Source organism: Streptomyces sp. NBC_00210 (genome assembly GCF_045160975.1).
GTDB lineage: Bacteria > Actinomycetota > Actinomycetes > Streptomycetales > Streptomycetaceae > Streptomyces.
In genome coordinates this window covers 1,072,111-1,089,145 of the sequence record NZ_CP108120.1, presented here as the reverse complement: position 1 = coordinate 1,089,145, position 17,035 = coordinate 1,072,111, and the positions used below count along the sequence as shown (strand labels likewise).

General features: G+C 69.6%; 17 protein-coding genes and 1 pseudogene. 15 read left to right on the top strand and 3 right to left on the bottom strand.

Annotated features, from left to right (window positions below):
- Positions 1-3: 3 nt before the first annotated feature.
- From OG729_RS04905 to OG729_RS04875, 7 genes are all read left to right on the top strand, one after another.
- Complete coding sequence (locus tag OG729_RS04905; RefSeq protein WP_360866233.1) at positions 4-951, top strand: sugar ABC transporter permease; 948 nt, start codon at positions 4-6, stop codon at positions 949-951.
- Positions 948-1,841: a carbohydrate ABC transporter permease gene (locus OG729_RS04900; RefSeq protein ID WP_360865788.1), complete on the top strand. Its 894-nt coding sequence runs from the start codon at positions 948-950 to the stop codon at positions 1,839-1,841. Before OG729_RS04905 ends, OG729_RS04900 begins: the two co-directional genes overlap by 4 nt.
- Positions 1,838-2,830 (top strand): zinc-dependent alcohol dehydrogenase family protein, encoded by a 993-nt coding sequence (locus OG729_RS04895; RefSeq protein ID WP_405804531.1) that lies wholly within the window; start codon positions 1,838-1,840, stop codon positions 2,828-2,830. The genes OG729_RS04900 and OG729_RS04895 overlap by 4 nt, the downstream gene beginning before the upstream one ends.
- The gene (locus OG729_RS04890; RefSeq protein WP_405804530.1) at positions 2,827-3,741 is read left to right on the top strand and encodes a PfkB family carbohydrate kinase; all 915 of its coding nucleotides are present in this window, start codon (positions 2,827-2,829) and stop codon (positions 3,739-3,741) included. The genes OG729_RS04895 and OG729_RS04890 overlap by 4 nt, the downstream gene beginning before the upstream one ends.
- 227 nt (positions 3,742-3,968) lie before the next feature.
- Positions 3,969-4,526 (top strand): GNAT family N-acetyltransferase, encoded by a 558-nt coding sequence (locus OG729_RS04885; protein ID WP_405804528.1) that lies wholly within the window; start codon positions 3,969-3,971, stop codon positions 4,524-4,526.
- 273 nt (positions 4,527-4,799) lie between these two features.
- Positions 4,800-5,813 carry an NADP-dependent oxidoreductase gene (locus tag OG729_RS04880; protein WP_405811047.1) on the top strand — a complete coding sequence of 338 codons (1,014 nt, stop codon included), beginning with the start codon at positions 4,800-4,802 and terminating at the stop codon, positions 5,811-5,813.
- Positions 5,814-5,827: 14 nt separating this feature from the next.
- Positions 5,828-6,607 (top strand): SDR family NAD(P)-dependent oxidoreductase, encoded by a 780-nt coding sequence (locus tag OG729_RS04875; RefSeq protein WP_405804526.1) that lies wholly within the window; start codon positions 5,828-5,830, stop codon positions 6,605-6,607.
- Positions 6,608-6,640: 33 nt separating this feature from the next.
- Here the strand turns inward: OG729_RS04875 and OG729_RS04870 are convergent, their stop codons facing one another.
- The gene (locus OG729_RS04870) at positions 6,641-7,558 is read right to left on the bottom strand and encodes a hypothetical protein (RefSeq protein ID WP_405804524.1); all 918 of its coding nucleotides are present in this window, start codon (positions 7,556-7,558) and stop codon (positions 6,641-6,643) included.
- A gap of 94 nt (positions 7,559-7,652) precedes the next feature.
- On the opposite strand from OG729_RS04870, the gene OG729_RS04865 reads away from it, so the two are divergent.
- The 3 genes from OG729_RS04865 to OG729_RS04855 all read left to right on the top strand — a co-directional run bounded on the left by OG729_RS04865 (position 7,653) and on the right by OG729_RS04855 (position 10,633).
- The gene (locus OG729_RS04865) at positions 7,653-8,621 is read left to right on the top strand and encodes a helix-turn-helix domain-containing protein (protein WP_405804522.1); all 969 of its coding nucleotides are present in this window, start codon (positions 7,653-7,655) and stop codon (positions 8,619-8,621) included.
- 142 nt (positions 8,622-8,763) lie between these two features.
- Positions 8,764-9,576 (top strand): MBL fold metallo-hydrolase, encoded by an 813-nt coding sequence (locus OG729_RS04860; protein WP_405804520.1) that lies wholly within the window; start codon positions 8,764-8,766, stop codon positions 9,574-9,576.
- A gap of 397 nt (positions 9,577-9,973) precedes the next feature.
- Positions 9,974-10,633 carry an HAD family hydrolase gene (locus tag OG729_RS04855; protein ID WP_405811045.1) on the top strand — a complete coding sequence of 220 codons (660 nt, stop codon included), beginning with the start codon at positions 9,974-9,976 and terminating at the stop codon, positions 10,631-10,633.
- On the opposite strand, the gene OG729_RS04850 is transcribed toward OG729_RS04855, so the two are convergent.
- Positions 10,614-11,888 (bottom strand): transcriptional regulator, encoded by a 1,275-nt coding sequence (locus OG729_RS04850; RefSeq protein WP_405804518.1) that lies wholly within the window; start codon positions 11,886-11,888, stop codon positions 10,614-10,616. The two genes, OG729_RS04855 and OG729_RS04850, sit on opposite strands and share 20 nt — an antisense overlap.
- A gap of 202 nt (positions 11,889-12,090) precedes the next feature.
- On the opposite strand from OG729_RS04850, the gene OG729_RS04845 reads away from it, so the two are divergent.
- From OG729_RS04845 to OG729_RS04825, 5 genes and pseudogenes are all read left to right on the top strand, one after another.
- Entirely contained in the window at positions 12,091-12,498 is a 408-nt protein-coding gene (locus tag OG729_RS04845) for a hypothetical protein (protein ID WP_405804516.1), read from the top strand.
- 426 nt (positions 12,499-12,924) lie between these two features.
- Complete coding sequence (locus tag OG729_RS04840) at positions 12,925-13,077, top strand: hypothetical protein (protein ID WP_405804514.1); 153 nt, start codon at positions 12,925-12,927, stop codon at positions 13,075-13,077.
- A gap of 86 nt (positions 13,078-13,163) precedes the next feature.
- Positions 13,164-13,935 (top strand): annotated as a pseudogene (locus OG729_RS04835) (JmjC domain-containing protein).
- Entirely contained in the window at positions 13,869-14,747 is an 879-nt protein-coding gene (locus OG729_RS04830; protein WP_405804512.1) for an aldo/keto reductase, read from the top strand. Before OG729_RS04835 ends, OG729_RS04830 begins: the two are co-directional and overlap by 67 nt.
- A 10-nt stretch (positions 14,748-14,757) precedes the next feature.
- Positions 14,758-15,618, top strand: coding sequence for an aminoglycoside phosphotransferase (locus OG729_RS04825; protein ID WP_405804510.1), 861 nt, complete (start codon positions 14,758-14,760; stop codon positions 15,616-15,618).
- A 31-nt stretch (positions 15,619-15,649) separates the two neighbouring features.
- Here OG729_RS04825 and OG729_RS04820 read toward each other — a convergent pair whose 3' ends face one another.
- Positions 15,650-17,005 (bottom strand): GH1 family beta-glucosidase, encoded by a 1,356-nt coding sequence (locus tag OG729_RS04820; RefSeq protein WP_405804508.1) that lies wholly within the window; start codon positions 17,003-17,005, stop codon positions 15,650-15,652.
- Positions 17,006-17,035: the final 30 nt, after the last annotated feature.

The window sequence follows — 17,035 nt, the reverse complement described above, 5'->3', positions numbered from 1 at the left end:
CCGCTGAACCCTCAGGTCGGGTCGAAGCAGGCGCGGCAGTCGAAGCAGCGGAAGGGGGGCGTACGGGCCTGGGCCACCCGGGCTCCGCTCCTGCCGGCCCTCGTCTTCCTGATCGCGGTCACCCAACTGCCGTTCGTGGTAACGCTGGTGATCTCGCTCTTCGACTGGAACTCCCTCAACCCCGACGCGCGCAGCTTCGCCGGACTGTCCAACTACACCTCCGTGGTCACCGACCCGGAGCTGCGCGACTCGGTCTTCACCACCGTCCTGCTCACCGCGAGCGTCGTCGTCGCCACCGTGGTGCTCGGGCTGCTGCTCGCCCTGCTCCTCGACCGCACCTTCTTCGGCCGCGGCATGGTGCGCACCCTGCTGATCACGCCCTTCCTGATCGTCCCGGTCTCCGCGGCGCTGCTGTGGAAGCACGCGCTCTACAACCCGGAGTACGGGCTGCTCAACGGGGCCTGGACCTGGGTCGCCGGACTCTTCGGCGACGACACCCCCGCCCAGCCGGACTGGATATCCGGCATGCCGCTCATCGCCGTCGAAGCCGCGCTCGTCTGGCAGTGGACGCCGTTCATGATGCTGATCCTGCTCGCGGGGCTGCAGAGCAGGCCCGCCGACATGATGGAGGCCGCGCGCCTCGACGGAGCCGGCGCCTGGCAGTCCTTCCGCTATCTCACGCTGCCGCATCTGCGCCGCTATCTCGAACTGGGCGTACTGCTCGGCTCCGTGTACATCGTGCAGAACTTCGATGCCGTGTTCACGATCACCTCCGGTGGGCTCGGCACCGCCAACCTCCCGTACACGATCTACCAGACCTTCTACCAAGCCCACGAGTACGGACTGGCGTCCGCCGCGGGAGTCGTCGTCGTGATCGGCACGATGATCATCGCGACATTCGCGCTCCGGGTGGTCTCGTCCCTCTTCCGTGAGGAGGCGAACCGCGCATGACCGCGACCACAGCTGCCCCGGCTGCTTCGAAACTGCCGCCGGAACCGCTGCCACCCGCCGCGCGCCGGGCCAGGCGCCGCTCGGCAGCGCTGGGCCTGCTCGCGTGGGTGGCGGGCATCGGGTTCTGTCTGCCCGCCGCATGGATGCTGCTGACGTCACTGCACTCCGAGGCGGACGCGGCGACCAATCCACCCATGCTCGGCGCACCGCTGACCCTGGCCGGCTACCGGGAGTTCTTCGGCGCGGGCGGCGGGCCGAGCCCCTGGCCGTCGCTGATCAACTCCCTGACCGCCTCGGCGTTCTCCACGCTGCTGGTGCTCGTCCTCGCCCTCCCGGCGGCGTACGCGCTCTCCATCCGGCGCGTACGCAAGTGGACGGACGTGATGTTCTTCTTCCTGTCCACCAAAATGCTTCCGGTCGTCGCTGGGCTCCTGCCCGTCTACCTCTTCGCGAAGAACGCCGGAATGCTGGACAACATCTGGCTTCTCGTCATCCTCTACACCTCGATGAATCTGCCGATCGCGGTGTGGATGATGCAGTCCTTCCTCGCGGACGTACCGGTCTCGATCATTGAAGCCGCGCAGGTCGACGGCGCCCGGCTGCCCACGGTCCTGGCCCGGGTGGTCGCGCCGGTGGCCGCCCCCGGGATCGCGGCCACCGCCCTGATCTGCTTCATCTTCAGCTGGAACGAGCTGCTCTTCGCCCGCGTGCTCACCGGCGTGGTCGCCCAGACCGCACCCGTCTATCTGACCGGATTCGTCACCAGCCAGGGCCTGTTCCTCGCCCAACTGTGTGCGGCGTCCGTCGTTGTGTCCCTGCCGGTGCTCGCCGCCGGATACGCCGCCCAGGACAAGCTCGTCCAGGGCCTCTCTCTTGGAGCTGTTAAATGAGGGCAGCGATCGTCGAAGCCCCCGGCAAGGTCCTGGTCACGACGGTTGACGACCCCACCCCGGGGCCCCGCGATGTCGTCGTCTCCGTGGCCTCGTGCGGTCTGTGCGGCACCGATCTGCACATTCTGCAGGGCGAGTTCGCACCCACGCTGCCGATCCTGCCCGGCCATGAGTTCGCCGGCGAAGTCGTGGGCGTCGGGAGCGACGTCACCGAACTGACCGTCGGCGACAAGGTCGCCGTCGACCCGTCCCTGCACTGCCACGAATGCCGCTACTGCCGGGCAGGACGTGGCAACCTGTGCGACCGGTGGGCCGCCATCGGCGTCACCGTGCCCGGCGGCGCCGCCGAGTTCGCCGTCGCGCCCGTCGCCAATTGCGTACGGCTGCCCGACCACATCGACGTCAAGGACGCGGCCCTGATCGAACCGCTGTCGTGCGCGGTCCGCGGATACGACGTGCTGAACAGCAGCACCCTCGGCGCCAGTGTGCTGATCTACGGCTCGGGGACCATGGGCCTGATGATGCTGGAGCTCGCCAAGCGCACCGGCGCCGCGGGCGTGGACGTACTCGACGTCAATCCCGACCGCCTCGCCACGGCCTCTCTGCTCGGCTGCTCCCGCTCGGCAGCCACCGCTCAGGAGCTGGACCAGCCGGGCGGCTGGGATTTCGTCATCGATGCGACCGGCAACGCCGCCGCAATCCAGGACGGTCTCGGCCGGGTCGCCAAGGGAGGCACCTTCCTTCAGTTCGGGGTCGCCGACTACGCGACGACCGCGGTCATCGAGCCGTACCGGATCTACAACCAGGAGATCACCATCACCGGCTCCATGGCCGTGCTGCACAGCTATGAGCGGGCCGCCGCGCTCTTCGCGAGCGGAGTGCTCGATCCGTCCGTCTTCATCAGCGACCGGCTGCCGCTGGAGCAGTACCCGCAGGCCATCGACCGGTTCAAGGCGGGGCAGGGCCGCAAGATCGTGGTGGAGCCGTGAGCGGCGGGCCGGCCGGAGTCCTGGTCCTGGGCGAGGCGCTCATCGATCTCGTCCCCGTGCCGGGCGAACCGGAGATCCTGCGCGTCCAGCCCGGCGGCGCCCCTGCCAACGTCGCGGTAGGCCTGGCTCGCCTCGGCATGCCCGTCGCCTTCGCCGGAGCCCTCGGCGGCGACGGCTTCGCGCGGGCCATCGAGCGGCGGCTGGGAGACGCGGGCGTGGACCTCACCCTCTGCGCCCGCTCCGAGCTCCCCACGGCGGTGGCGGTCGCCGACCCGGGGGAGAAGGGGACCGGCTACCACTTCCACCTCCAGGACACGGCGACGTTCCGACTGCCGGAGCGGACCGCGGAGGCCGGACGCTACGACGCGGTCTACGTCGGAGGCCTTGCCGCGGTCGTCGAACCGGCGGCGCAGGCCGTCGCGCTGACCGCGCAGGCCGCAGCCCGGCACTCCCTCCTGGTGGTGGACCCCAATGTGCGGCAGGACCGTACGATCGAGGGCGGCCGCAGCCTCGGTCTGCTGCGTGAACTGTGCGAACTGGCGCATGTCGTCAAGGCGAGCGACGAGGACCTGCTGCGGCTGTGGCCGGACACGGACCCGGACGAGACCTGCCGCCGACTGGCCGCGGGAGGCCGCCTGGTGGTGATGACGCGGGGTGCCGGGGGCGCCGTGGCGTACACCCCGGCCGGCCCGCCCGTCTCCGTACCGGCCGTCCCGGTCCAGGTGGTCAACACCATCGGCGCCGGGGACGCCTTCATGGCGGGCGCCCTCACCTGGCTGGGCACGTCGGGCGGCTGGGATCGCGGGCTGAGCCCGGACCGTGCGGCGAGCATGCTGGAGTTCGCGGCACAGGTGGCGGCATCGGTCGTCACCCAGACGGGGACCGAGCCGACGGCACCGGCCCACGCGTGACCGCTCGCCCCGCCGGATCTCTCCGGCGGGGCGACCGTTGCCCGGCCGGCCGAGGCCGGTCTCCGAGCTGTTACCTCCCGCGAGGCCGGCGGCAAGTACACCGAATCGGCCATATCGAGACGATCGTGGTGGTTCCCCTGCGGGGGTCGCGCCGCTCACGATGGAGGCCGGACGGCGGCCGCCCGGCGCCGGGGATGCCGAAGCCGGGGCCGGCAGGGGAGGAATGCATGCTTGAGGTGTTTGTGCGGCGTCTCACCCGGTGGCAGGCCGAGCAGCAGCGGGAGGGCGTGGCGGATGTGTACGTGGAGGCCTACCACGGCTTCTCCGGGGAGGAGTTCCACGACCGGCAGATATTCCTGCGGCGCTTCGCCGAGGACGTGCAGGCCCCCGGCTTCGACATGGTGGTGACCGGCGCGTCGCGGCTTGCCGGGTGCGCCTACGGGTTCCGGCTCGACCGGGAGGGTGGCTGGTGGCAGGGGTTCCGGGGAGAGCTGCCGCGTGAGCTCGAGGAACTCACCGCCTCGGGGCAGGGCTGGGTCCTCGCCGAGCTGATGGTCGTTCCGGCGCAACGGCGCTGCGGTGTCGCCACCGCGCTCGTGCGCCGGCTCCTCGAGCGCTCCGACACGGCTCTGGTGACCGTGCTCGTCGAGCCGGCGAACGTCCCTGCGCGCAGCGCGTTCCAGAGCTGGGGTTGGACGCGGATCGGCGCTGTCGGTTCCCACTCGGGCAGCGGCCCAGTGCTCGACGTGTGGAGTGCACCTGCCCGGACCGACGGCGGTTTGTGACGGCGGCTCGAGACGGTTCGTGACGGCGCGGACCGACGGTGGTTCGTGACGCCGGGTGGTGGCCGCGTCCCGCGACGTCGGCGCCGGGCTGTCCGCCGGTGATGTGATGTGAACCACTCGCGCCGCTGCCGGGGCCACTTGCCTCCTGGCATGGCAGCACTTAGCCTCACGAGGCGCGTACCGACCAGTTGGTACGTCGTAGCCGCCCTGGCACCCGGCAGCGACCTCGCCCCGCGTGCCGGATTCGCCCACCACAGCCGAGGAGCCGCGGAGATGAGCCGCACCAACCATCAACTGCGCCTGGCCGCACGCCCCGTGGGGCAGCCCCGCCCCACCGACTGGGAGCATGTCGAGGAGGCGGTCGGCGAGCCGGGCGACGGCGAGCTGCAGGTGCAGGTGCTCTACCTGTCGATCGACCCGGCGATGCGCGGCTGGATGAACGCGGGCAAGTCGTACATCCGGCCGGTCGAGATCGGCGAGGTGATGCGGGCCGGCGCGGTGGGCCGGGTCATCGCCTCCCGGCACCCCGATTTCGCGATCGGGGACCACGTGTCGGGCTCGTTCGGTGTCCAGGAGTACTGCGTGTCCGACGGGCGCGGTGTCACGAAGGTCGACCCGGCGCTGGCGCCGCTGCCCGTGTATCTCGGCACTCTCGGCATGTCCGGCATGACGGCCTACTTCGGTCTGCTCGACATCGGACGCCCGAAGCCGGGGCAGACCGTCGTGATCTCCGGAGCGGCCGGAGCGGTCGGCAACGTGGTCGGCCAGGTCGCCAAGATCCTGGGCTGCCGCGTCATCGGCATCGCCGGCGGAGAGCGCAAGTGCCGTTCGGTGGTTGAGGAGTTCGGGTTCGACGCCGCGATCGACTACCAGACCGAGGACGTACGGAAGGCGCTGCGCACGCATGCCCCCGACGGCGTGGACGTCTACTTCGACAACGTCGGCGGTGACATCCTGGACGCGGTGCTGACCAGGCTGGCGCGCGGCGCCCGGATCGTCATCTGCGGCGCGATCTCCCAGTACAACAACACCGAGCCGGTCAAGGGACCGAGCAACTACATGTCGCTGCTGGTCAACCGCGCCTCCATGACGGGCATGGTCGTCTTCGACTATGCGGACCGTTACGGCGAGGGCGTCGCGCAGCTCGCCGAGTGGCTGGCCGCGGGACGGCTGCTGTCGAAGGAGGACGTGGTGTCCGGCGGAGTCGCGGCGTTCCCCGAGACCCTGCTGCGGCTGTTCCGCGGTGAGAACTTCGGCAAGCTCGTGCTCAAGGTCGCGGACGAGTGAGGCAGCCGGCAGCCATGGACCTCAAAGACGCTGGTGTGGTCGTCACGGGGGCCGGGTCGGGAATCGGCGCGGCGCTCGCCCGCCGGTTCGCCGCCGAGGGCGCCCGGCTCGTGGTCAACGATCTGGACAGCGCGGCGGCCGCCCGGGTCGCCGCCGAGGTCGGCGGGCTCGCCGTACCGGGCGACGCCGGCGCCGAGGAGAGCGTTGCCGCCCTGGTGGCGGCGGCGCGCGCCCACCTCGGCGACATCGACCTGTTCTGCGCGAACGCGGGCATCGAGCCCGGCGGCGGGGAGCACGCCCCGGAGGACGTGTGGGACCAGGCCTGGCAGGTGAACGTCATGGGACACGTGCGGGTGGCGCGCCAGCTGATCGGGCCCTGGCTGGAACGCGGGCGCGGTCACTTCCTGGCCACGGTCTCCGCCGCCGGCCTGCTCACCCACCTCGAATCGGCGCCGTACTCGGTGTCCAAGCACGGCGCGCTGGCCTTTGCCGAGTGGCTCTCGGCCACGTACGGCGAGAAGGGCCTGACGGTCCAGGTCGTGTGCCCGCTGGGCGTTCGCACCGAGATGTACGAGAAGACCGACGGTGCCGCCAAGGCGGTGCTCGGCGGCACGGTCCTCGAACCTGAGCAAGTCGCCGACAAGGTCATGGAGGGGCTGGCGGACGGGCGGTTCCTCATCCTTCCGCACCCGGAAGTACAGGACCACTACGCGTTCCGGGCGACCGACACGGATCGGTGGCTGCGCGGGATGCGTCGCCTCCGGCGGCGCATCGACGAGGCCGCGACCGGCTGATCCCGACATCGCCACGGACCGGGGTCGGCTTCGTCAGCCCGCGGCGGTGGGGGGAATCAGTTCGGTCCGCAGCTCATGGCTTTCGTCGGGCAGTCGCGCCTCGTAGTAGATCCGGTAGCCGCCGCCGGGCAGCGTGAGGATGTCGAGGTAGCGGACGTCCACGACCGGCGAGTTCTCCAGCGGCACGATCAGCGGTCCTTCGGCGGCGCCGGCCGGCGCCGCCAGTCCGGTCCGCTCGAACCAGTTCTCCTGCTCCGTGGCCCGCCCGTCATAGCTGGCGCGGCCGTCGGCCAGGATGCTGGTCAGCCGCGCGCCCCGTGCATCCCACTCACAGGGGCGGCCGGTCAGCGCTGTGCCGTGCCACTGCCACCGCAATCCGTCGTCGCTGGTGGCGTACGCCGTCGTCATGCGGTCCTCTTCGCCCGGCTCGTCGAGGGGGTGGCAGCAGATCCATGCGTGCCAGTGCTCGCCGTCGTAGCGGATCACCGGATCCTTGACGGCCGTTTCCTTGTCGCCCTCGAATACAGGGCGCATCTCCGCCTCGGCCAATCCCTCCGGATCGCCGGCTTCGACAACGCCGATCCACCAGTGCTTGGTGCCGGGTGTGGCACAGCTGACGTAGAGCCGCCACACGCCTGAGCCGGTACGCACCAGGGCCGGGCGCTCGACCATGGCGGCGCCCAAGCGGTCCGCGGTCAGGATGCCCACGGTGGTGAACCGCTCGCCGTCCACGGAGCGGGCGACGACATTGAAGTCCTGCTCGGCACGCACCCGGTAGGCCAGGACGACGGACCCGTCAACGTCGAAGGTTGCGCTCGGCGCGCCTGCCCACTGCTGTGGCCCCGGGTCCGGCGCAGCGACGGCGACTGCGGCGCGCCGCGTCCCGGGAAGGGGAAAGGGCGCGGCGAGCAGATTGTCCGGCCCGCTGCGGGTGTGTTCGCTGAATGCCATGAGTACAGCCTGGCGAGCCCTGGCCATGGCGGACAGTGGCATGATTGCCATGGTCCGGGAACTTTCTGCCATGACTTTCTGCCATGATGGTGACGTGATCCGCAACGTGGCTGCCGTGGTCGGAGAGCAGGCCGCAGCCTTCGAGCTGGGCGTGGTCTGTCAGGTATTCGGCCTGGACCGCGCGGGCGACGACCTGCCGGTCTACGACTTCGCCGTGTGCGCGCCCTCCCCGGGCGCGGTCAGGAGCACGTCCGGATTCTCCCTACAGGTCGACCACGGTCTTGAGCGGTTGGCGGCCGCGGACCTCATCACCATTCCTGCCTGGCCGCAGCTGGACCAAGCCGGGCCGCCGCAACTGCTGGAGGCGCTGCGGACCGCGGTCGCCCGGGGCTCGAAGGTTCTCTCCGTATGCACAGGCGCGTTCCTGCTCGCCGAGGCGGGCCTGCTCGACGGCCGACGAGCCGCAACCCACTGGCAGTTCACCGACCTGCTCGCCGCGCGATATCCAAAGGTGCGGGTCGACCGTGAGGTCCTGTACGTCGAAGACGGTCCCATCCTGACCAGCGCCGGAGCGGCTGCCGGAATCGACGCCTGCCTCCATGTGGTGCGCCGCGAGCACGGCGCCGCGACAGCCAACGCCCTGGCCCGTCGCATGGTCGTGCCGGCTCATCGATCCGGCGGGCAGGCGCAGTTCATCGAGATGCCCGTCCCTGAGGTCCGCACCAACTATGAACTGTCCGGCCTGATCGACTGGATGCAGGCGCACCTCGACCATCCGATGACCGCGGAGAGTCTGGCCGCGCGGGCGGCAATGTCGACGCGGACATTCGCCAGGCGATTCAAGGCGGTAACGGGGACCACGGCCCACCGGTGGCTGCTCGACCAACGGCTGCAGCTTGCCGAGGAACTGCTGGAGACCACCGACCTGCCGGTCGACGCGGTAGCCACCCGCGCCGGCTTCGGCAGCGCGGACACCCTGCGCCACCACTTCGGCGCCCGCCGCGGGGTCGGCCCTGCGGCCCACCGCCGCACCTTCCGCTCCGACGGGCACCAGGGCGGATAGAACCTCAATCCGTTGGCCCGCGGCGCACGCGTTTTCACTGTGCGTGCCCGGGCGCCGTGCCCGGATGCGGCGGCCTTGGGAAAGGCCGACGATGAATATGCAGCCAGCGCGATCCCGACCCAGGGGGGCCTGGAGATGTGGCATGCCCGTTCACAAGGTCCGCCCGGACATCAGCGTCCTGAGTGACAGTCTCGAGGTCCCGGGGATCGGGCACATCCCGGTGAACGCCTTCGTGCTGCTCGCCTCCCAGCCCGTCGTCATCGACACCGGCCTCGGGCTGCCCGACCGGAACTTCCTGGAGACGGTCGGGTCCGTGCTGGATCCCGCCGATGTGCGATGGATCTGGCTCACGCACCCGGACCGGGATCACACGGGCGGGATCTTCGACCTGCTGGCCGCGGCGCCCAAGGCGCGTGTCGTGACCACGTTCGTGGCCGTGGGGATCATGTCCTGTGAGCGGCCGCTGCCGCTCGATCGCCTGTACCTGCTCAACCCGGGGCAGGCCCTGGATGTCGGTGACCGTACCCTCACGGGGTTCCGGCCGCCGCTCTTCGACAACCCGGCCACGGTCGGCTTCTTCGACGACCGGTCGGGGGTGTGCTTCAGCTCCGACTGCTTCGGGGGACCGATGCCCAGCGCCGAACTGGCACAAGCCGATGACGTCGGTGCGGTCGGCGTGGAGGATCTGCGGGCCGCGCAGCTGCTGTGGGCCACGGTCGACAGTCCGTGGGTGCAGAACGTGGACGTCCAGAAGTTCCTCGGCAGCTTCCAGCCGCTGCGGGACAGGGAGCCCGAGCTCATCCTCTCCACGCATCTGCCACCGGCCCCGGGGATTGCCGGGCCGATGATCGACACGCTGGGCTCGGCGGCCGGGGCGGCGCCGTTCGTGGGGCCGGACCAGGCGGCGCTGGAGCAGATGCTGGCCGGGTTCGAGCCCGGCGGCGGCGGACACTAGGCGGCTGCACCGACATCGCGCCCGGCCCGCCGACGCCCGCCTCCTCGAACACCGCACCGGCGCCCGCCCGCCCCGCAGCGTGGTGCGGGTCGAGGCAGAGCGCGCCCGGCTTCGATCGACTCTCTCAGGCTGCTGGACGAAGCTGCAGGCGCCACCAACGAGCCCACTTGGGAGAACTGTCTCATCGACTTCCGGATCCGGGTGTCGAGTCACCCGGTCTGCCACGACGATGATCGAGTCGAACGCGACCGCGCCGTTGTGTCGTACCGCCACCAGTTGGTGGGCCAGCCACGAGATGGAGTTGGCCTTGCCGCTGCCGGGCGAGTGCTGGACCAAGTACCGCTGCCCGTTGTCGGTCCTGTCCACAAGATCTCGTACCGGGGCTACTCTGCCGAGCATGATTCGCGCTGTGGTGTTCGACGTCGGTGAGTGTCTGGTGGATGAGACCCGCGAGTACGGGACGTGGGCGGATTGGCTCGGTGTGCCTCGACACACCTTCGCAGCCATGTTCGGGGCGGTCATCGCTCAAGGCCGGGACTACCGCGAGACTTTCCAGGAGTTCGAGCCTGGCTTCGACCTGACCGAGGAGCGTGAGAAGCGCGCCGCGGCAGGCAAGCCGGAGTGGTTCGGTGAGGAGGACCTGTACTCCGACGTGCGGCCGACGCTGGCGGGGCTGCGGGAGGCTGGGCTGTGGGTGGGCATCGCGGGGAATCAGACTGTGCGGGCCGGCGGGCTGCTGCGGGGGCTGGACCTGCCTGCGGACATGATCGCCACCAGTGACGATTGGGGGGCGTCGAAGCCGGATCGGAAATTCTTCGAGCACGTCATCAAGGCGACGCCTGCCGAGCCGGGCGAGATCTTGTACGTCGGGGACCGGCTCGACAACGACATCCGCCCAGCCGTCCAGGCGGGCCTTCTCACGGCCCTGATCCGGCGCGGGCCGTGGGGAACCATTCAGCAGTGTGAGCCGGACGCCGACGCGATCACAACGATGCGGATCGACTCGCTCGCAGAGCTGCCGGAGAAGGTCGCCAAGTTCAACGCTGGAGAGCGCTGACGGTCGTCCCCCAGTCGTAGAGCCGGTCGTCGAGGTCGCGGACGCACTGCTCGTTCTGCCATGGGGTGAGCGTGCGTCGGACCTCGCGTACGCGGTCCATGCCGGTCGCGTACCAAGTGATGGCGAGCTGGTCGAGCGCCTGGAAGGCGTAGCCGCATGCCTCCTCCGGGCGGCTGCCTGCAGCCTCCACAGCGGCCAGGTCGCCGAAGACTACGGTGCGCTGCTTGTCGGACTTGGGTGGCAGTGCTTCGAGGACTTGGACGAGGGTCGCGCGCGCCTGCGGGAGGTGGCCGGCCTTCAGCTGCGTATTGCCTTTGAAGGCGGCCAACCGGGCGGGGCTGAACCAATCCATCCAAGCGGGCGTGGCGTGTTCCGAGCCTGTGGCGAGGGTGTCTTCGGCGTGGTCTATCAGGTGGAGCGCAGTACGGGTGTTGCCGCAACGGGTTTCGCATTCCGCCTCGACAGCGTCCAGCCAGGCCCAGAACTCGGCGGATGCGGGGCCGCGGCGCGCGTAGGTCCGGGCGGCCACCATGCCCTCGACCGCCGCCTCGTGTTCTCCGGCCCAGCCGGGGATGAAAGCGGTGTGTGCCAGGATCGCCGAGCCGAGTAGTGGGTCATCCGCTTCGCCTGCGGCCTGCAGGGCGCGCAGGAGGGTGTCGCTGGCCTGGTCAGGCTGACGCAAATCGAAGAACTCGATGCGCCCGGCGAGCAGATAGGACTCTGCGAGTGCTGCTGCGAGCGTGCGGCGACCTGGGTTGGCGGTCTCGGGCAGGAGTGCGCAGCCGAGGCGGGCGTGCTCCAGCACCGCTGGGTGGAGGGTGGCCGGTGCCACGGACCAGTACAAGTGGCGATGGGATCGGGTCACCGCCTCGAAGTCCCGGGCGATGCTGGTCGGTTGGATCACGGCTACGGACTGGGCGGGGACAGCGGCCAGGCGGTGGTTGGTCAGGGGAGCGACACTTGGGCCCCGCCGGGTGGTCTCTGCTTGAGAGCCTTCGGGGCCCCAGGGTGGGGCGAAACCCAACTCCTCCATGCTTTGGCCCAGCAGGTTGGTTAGGACGCGACGCACATCGGGCTGCGGCCACGGCGGGGCGGCGGATTCCCAGCGCCGGACTTGCCGGACGCCGACGGCCAGTCCCCGGATGCCGAGCTGCGGAGCCGTCCGGGTGAAGGCGTCCGCGAGGGCTTGCTGGGAGTTGTATCCGGCGGCTACGCGGGCCGCCTTGAGTCGAGTGTTGCCTGTGGGACGGGACATGAACCACCTCCGGGGAAGAACTCTCGCCTGAGAGTCCCACGCCACGTCCTCATCGCGGCGTGAAATCACCCATCGGGGCCCAACGAAGCCCTCTAGAAGTCCTTTTGATGACCCATCAAAGTCCTCGAATGAGGCCAGCGGCCTCGCCACGATGGCACCTTCCAGATCCAAGCCTCAATGCTCGGCGAGGAGTCGGTGCGTCATGCCCCACGAGATCCCACGTCCACCCACCATGCAAACCGCGGCAGGCTACGAATTGCAAGCCGCCGGCTACCGGTGGGATGCCGTCCGTGTGCCTCGCAGTGTCGGCTTACGGGCGCTGGAGATCCTGGGGACCCGCAGCGGCGCCGTTATCGAGGACCCGCACGAGCCCGCGCTGTACTGGTTCGTGCAGACGGGCGCGGCCGCCGCCTGGGACCTACCTGACACGAGACCGCTCGGCATGACCCAGCACGTGGTCGTTCCGCCACCTCACCGGGTGCAGGGGCCCGGTCCGCACTGGCGCATCTGTCCGGTCGACGGCCAACTGATCACTGACGTGCAAGCTCTGCGCGCGGCCGTCGAAGACGCCGCCGCTCCTCTCCGTGCGCCATTCCCGGAGACAACATGAACACTTCCCAGCGGCTGTGCGCACATCAGAGGCGGCATGGAGCGCTATCCACCGCCTCGTACGACGGCCGAGACCCCATGGGCACCATCCTCGCCGCGATCTGGCCTTCGGCTCATTGGTCGCTGCCGGTGGCCTGGCCCTTGTCGTCCATCAGGACCACGTGGGACAGCAAGCAGCTCACTTTCCTGCCCCGACGACTACACCTGATCTGCCCGCCGACTTCTAGCCTGCGCCCCGCCGTCCGAACGCGCTTTGACGGCATGGACGCCCAAGAACGCCGCCTTTCCCCGAAGGCGGTTCGGTCCGCCTGCGCATCGACCGGCGGGCCGTGTCAGACCGCCCTGCCCCTCGTCCGGCCCCCGTGCCCGACACCGGACAGGGGCAGGGCGGGATCCCGTACGAACGAGAAAGAAGAAGGAGAGCGTCATGGAACCGAACGGAGACCTCCTCATCGCGGTAAAGAACCTGGTCACTGTCCAGGACCGGTTCGCCGCGCAGGCGGCCGAGTCCGACCCCACCGGAACCTCGGCGGGCGACGACGGTGACAACCGCGACGGGCTGAATCACCCCGAGGCGTGATCGCCACCGCATACGCCGGGGCCCTGTACATCTCGTCCAGGGTCCCGGCCCTCCCTCTGTACCCTCACGCCCTCACGGAGGATTCCATGGACCACCGATTCGTACGGGAGATAGAGAAGGCGCTCGGTTGGGCCGGTCCGAGTGCGCTCAGCACCGGATTCGCCCTCGGCAGCATCGACGACGGCGCCCTGCTGGGCCGGCTCCTCACACCGCACAAGTTGCTCGACCTCGTGATGCGCAGGGGCCTGAACACCCCACAATTCCGAGTCTTCCAGGACGGCTCGGAGCTGCATCCCAACCGGTACTTCCACGACGCGGTGACCCGGCGCGGCCAGGCCATCAGGATGGCGGACATGCGCCGTCTGCGGGACCTGATGCGGGCCGGGTGCACCCTCGTTCTGGACGAGGTGGATTTCTTCGACCCGACGCTGGAGGCCACCTGCCGGGCGTTGCAGTGGTGGTCGCGTGAGCTGGTCCAGGTCAACGCCTACCTGACCACCCAGGAGGCATCCGGCTTCTCCCTGCACTGGGACGACCACGACGTGGTGATCGTCCAGGTCGCGGGCGAGAAGAGCTGGGAGGTACGGGGGGCCTCGCGCCCCGTACCGATGTACCGCGACTCGGCGCCGAACAACGAGCCCAGCTGCAGGCAAGCAGCTCACGCTCGCGGCCAAGGCCCTACCCGCGCTGCGGCTGCTGTTGAGCGGCACCCCGGTAGGCCTGGCCCAGGCGGCGGACGAGACCGGCGTGGATGTGGAGCAGCTGGCCGACATTCTGATCGAGGAGGAACTGTGTGCCGAACTGACCCCGGAGTTGTCCTCGGGCTTTACAGGTCTGGTTACGACCGCCAACTCCTAGAAGGAGCGCTGATCCTCGGCGTCCGAGCGCTCGACACCGGCTACAACTATCGGAACTTCACCGCCCACCGGACGCTGGCGGACGTCGCGGGAGACCTGCTGCCCCAGTTCCACATCTCGACCAAGGTTGGCTTCTTCTCCGGCATACACCGGGCAGAGCACTCCCTCGCTCCCCGCAGACTCCGTACGGCGCTGGAGGAGACGGCCCAGGATCTCGGTCGGTCGCCGGACCTGGTGTTTCTCCACAACCCTGAACACAGCCTCGTCGGGCTTCCACCGCAGGCTGCGAGCGCGGCCCTGACCGAAGCCTGCGATGCCCTTGAACAGGCGGTGGAGAGCGGACTGTGCCTGGCATGGGGTATCGCCTCGTGGAATCCGATCGCCCTTCTGGGGGCTGTGAACGGCGCGCCCGCACCATCGGCCCTCATGGTGCGGGCCGGCCTACTCGTCGACGAGTCCACGCTCGTGGCAAGCGAGGCGCTGGCAGCAGGATTCGGCCTCGGTGTGGAGGGGCGATGGGGGATGGCACCTTTTGGGGGCAGCACCCAGGACGCCGTATGGGACAACGTCAACGCGCGTACGTTCCTTGCTCCCGACCAGGAATGCTCGAACCTCCAGGCCGCGTTTCGCACTGCCTTCCTTCTCCCCCGGGTCGGACGCGTCGCGGTTGGCACCAGCCGTATTGACCACCTTCGGGAGGTGCTCACCGCAGCGTGCCTGGAAGAAAGCGAGGACGTGATCACCGAGTATCGGGGATTGCTGCGTGCCAGAGTGGACCGCGGCTTCTGTGGCGTCGGTAGGACGGTCGAGTGAGGAGAGAGGCATGAGTGCATCGCTCGTCGATCTGCGTACGCACCTGCACGACGACGTTCTCGATCACATTGAGCGCAGGCTCGACGTCCGTCTCGACCGACCGGCCGGCGTCTACGGCAATCACGGCGGCACTGCCGGATTCCGCACGGACCGTGAGACCTGGCTGCGCGTGGAATGGAGGCCGCCGGACAGGGCCGACAGTCCTTCATGGGCCGGCCTTGAAGCGGCGGCCGCTGTACAGGGCGTCTCGAAGCCCGACCTCCTTGAGGCTCTTCGGTGGTGGGATACCCGCAGAGACGTCGTGTGGCGCGCCGACGAGATGACCCTCGTGCCGGACGCCATCGTGTCCATGTCCGGCAGCGTCACCTCTGCCCCCGAGCTCCCGCACTCCTGGTGGCAGACACTCAAGGAGTCCCTGGACGCGCTCGCCGCCCACAAGACAGTGCGTGTGGGCATGCGGCAGGCGCACTTCACCCGCCGCATCACAGAGGTCTTCGGCACCGACGTGGACACCACGATCGACGAATGGACCACGGCTCACGCGGATCTGCACTGGGGGAACCTCACCGCCCCCCGCTGCTGGCTGCTGGACTGGGAGGACTGGGGAGCGGGTCCGCGCGGCCTCGACGCGGCCACGCTCTGGGGCTTCTCTCTCGGCGCTCCTGATCTCGCAGACAGGGTCCAGGCGGAGTTCGGTGCCGACCTGCAAACGCGATCGGGGAAGTTGGCGCAGCTCCTCTTCTGCGCCAACGCCCTGCGCGCCCACGCCAGGAACAGCAAGGCCATGCCGTTCACCGAACCGGCGCGCGAGGCCGCCGAGGCGCTCATCGACGACCTGAAGACCGGAGCGGAGACGCCAGATCAGGACTAGAGCCGGGGGCTACGAGTACGTCAACGCGCGATCAGGCCGCCCTGCGTGCCCTCCGCGTCGCCGCCCGAATGATGTCCGCGTACCGGTATCCGCTCCCCTTGATCGTGCGCCGCTGCGTCGGGTAGTCGACATGCACCAGGCCGAACCGCTTGTCGTAGCCGTAAGCCCACTCGAAGTTGTCCATCAGCGACCACGCGAAGTACCCGGCGACCGGCGCGCCCCTGCGCGCCGCGCGGCCGCATGCCGCCAGATGTTCCTCCAGGTACCGCACCCGTTCCGGGTCGTCGATCGTCCCGTCGGCCCGTACGACGTCCGGATAGGCCGAGCCGTTCTCGGTGACCAGGATGCGCTGCGCGCCGTACTCCTCGGTCAGCCGCAGCAGCAGTTGCTCCAGGCCGTCCGCGTGGACCTCCCAGTCCATGGCCGTGTGGCGGGCGCCCGGCAGATAGATCTGCTTGGCGTACGGCACGGACCCGGTCGGGTCGGCCGTGACGATCTGGCGGAAGTAATAGTTCAGCCCCAGCCAGTCCAGCGGCGCCGCGATGGTCTCCAAGTCGCCCGCGTGCTCGGGCAGTTCGACGCCGTACAGATCGAGCATGTCCTGCGGATAGCCGCGGCCGTGGACCGGGTCCAGCCACCAGCGGTTGGTGTGGCCGTCGGCGCGGACCGCGGCCGCGTGGTCCTCCTCGCGTTCGGTCGCCGGCTCGATCGGGCTGAGGTTGTTGACGATGCCGACGCGGGCGTCGGACGAGGACGCGCGGATCGCCTGCACGGCCAGACCGTGACCGAGGTGCAGATGGTACGAGGCGTGTACCGCGGCCCGCAGATCGGTGAGCCCCGGCGCCATCCGGCCCTCCAGATGGCCGATCCACGCCGAGCACAGTGGCTCGTTGAGGGTCGCCCAGTCCTTGACCCGGTCGCCGAGGCGCTCGGTGACGGCCGAGGCGTACGAGGCGAAGTGCTCGGCCGTGTCCCGCGCGGGCCAGCCACCCCGGTCCTGCAGGACCTGCGGCAGGTCCCAGTGGTAGAGCGTCGCGAACGGTGCGATGCCCGCATCCAGCAGGCCGTCCACGAGCCGGTCGTAGAAGTCGAGTCCCGCCCTGTTCACCGGCCCGTCGCCGCCGGGCACGACGCGCGGCCAGGCGATCGAGAACCGGTAGGCCCCGACGCCCAGTTGCTTCATCAGCGAGATGTCCTCGGGCCAGCGGTGGTAGTGGTCGCACGCCACGTCGCCGGTGTCGCCACCCGCGACGGCGCCGGGGGTGTGGGAGTAGGTGTCCCAGATCGACGGGGTGCGGCCGTCCTCGGCCACGGCTCCCTCGATCTGGTACGCGGCGGTGGCGACGCCCCAAGTGAAGTCGGCCGGGAGGGCGTTGAGGTCGTTCACGGACTGCCTTTCTGCAGGGGTGCGGGGGGT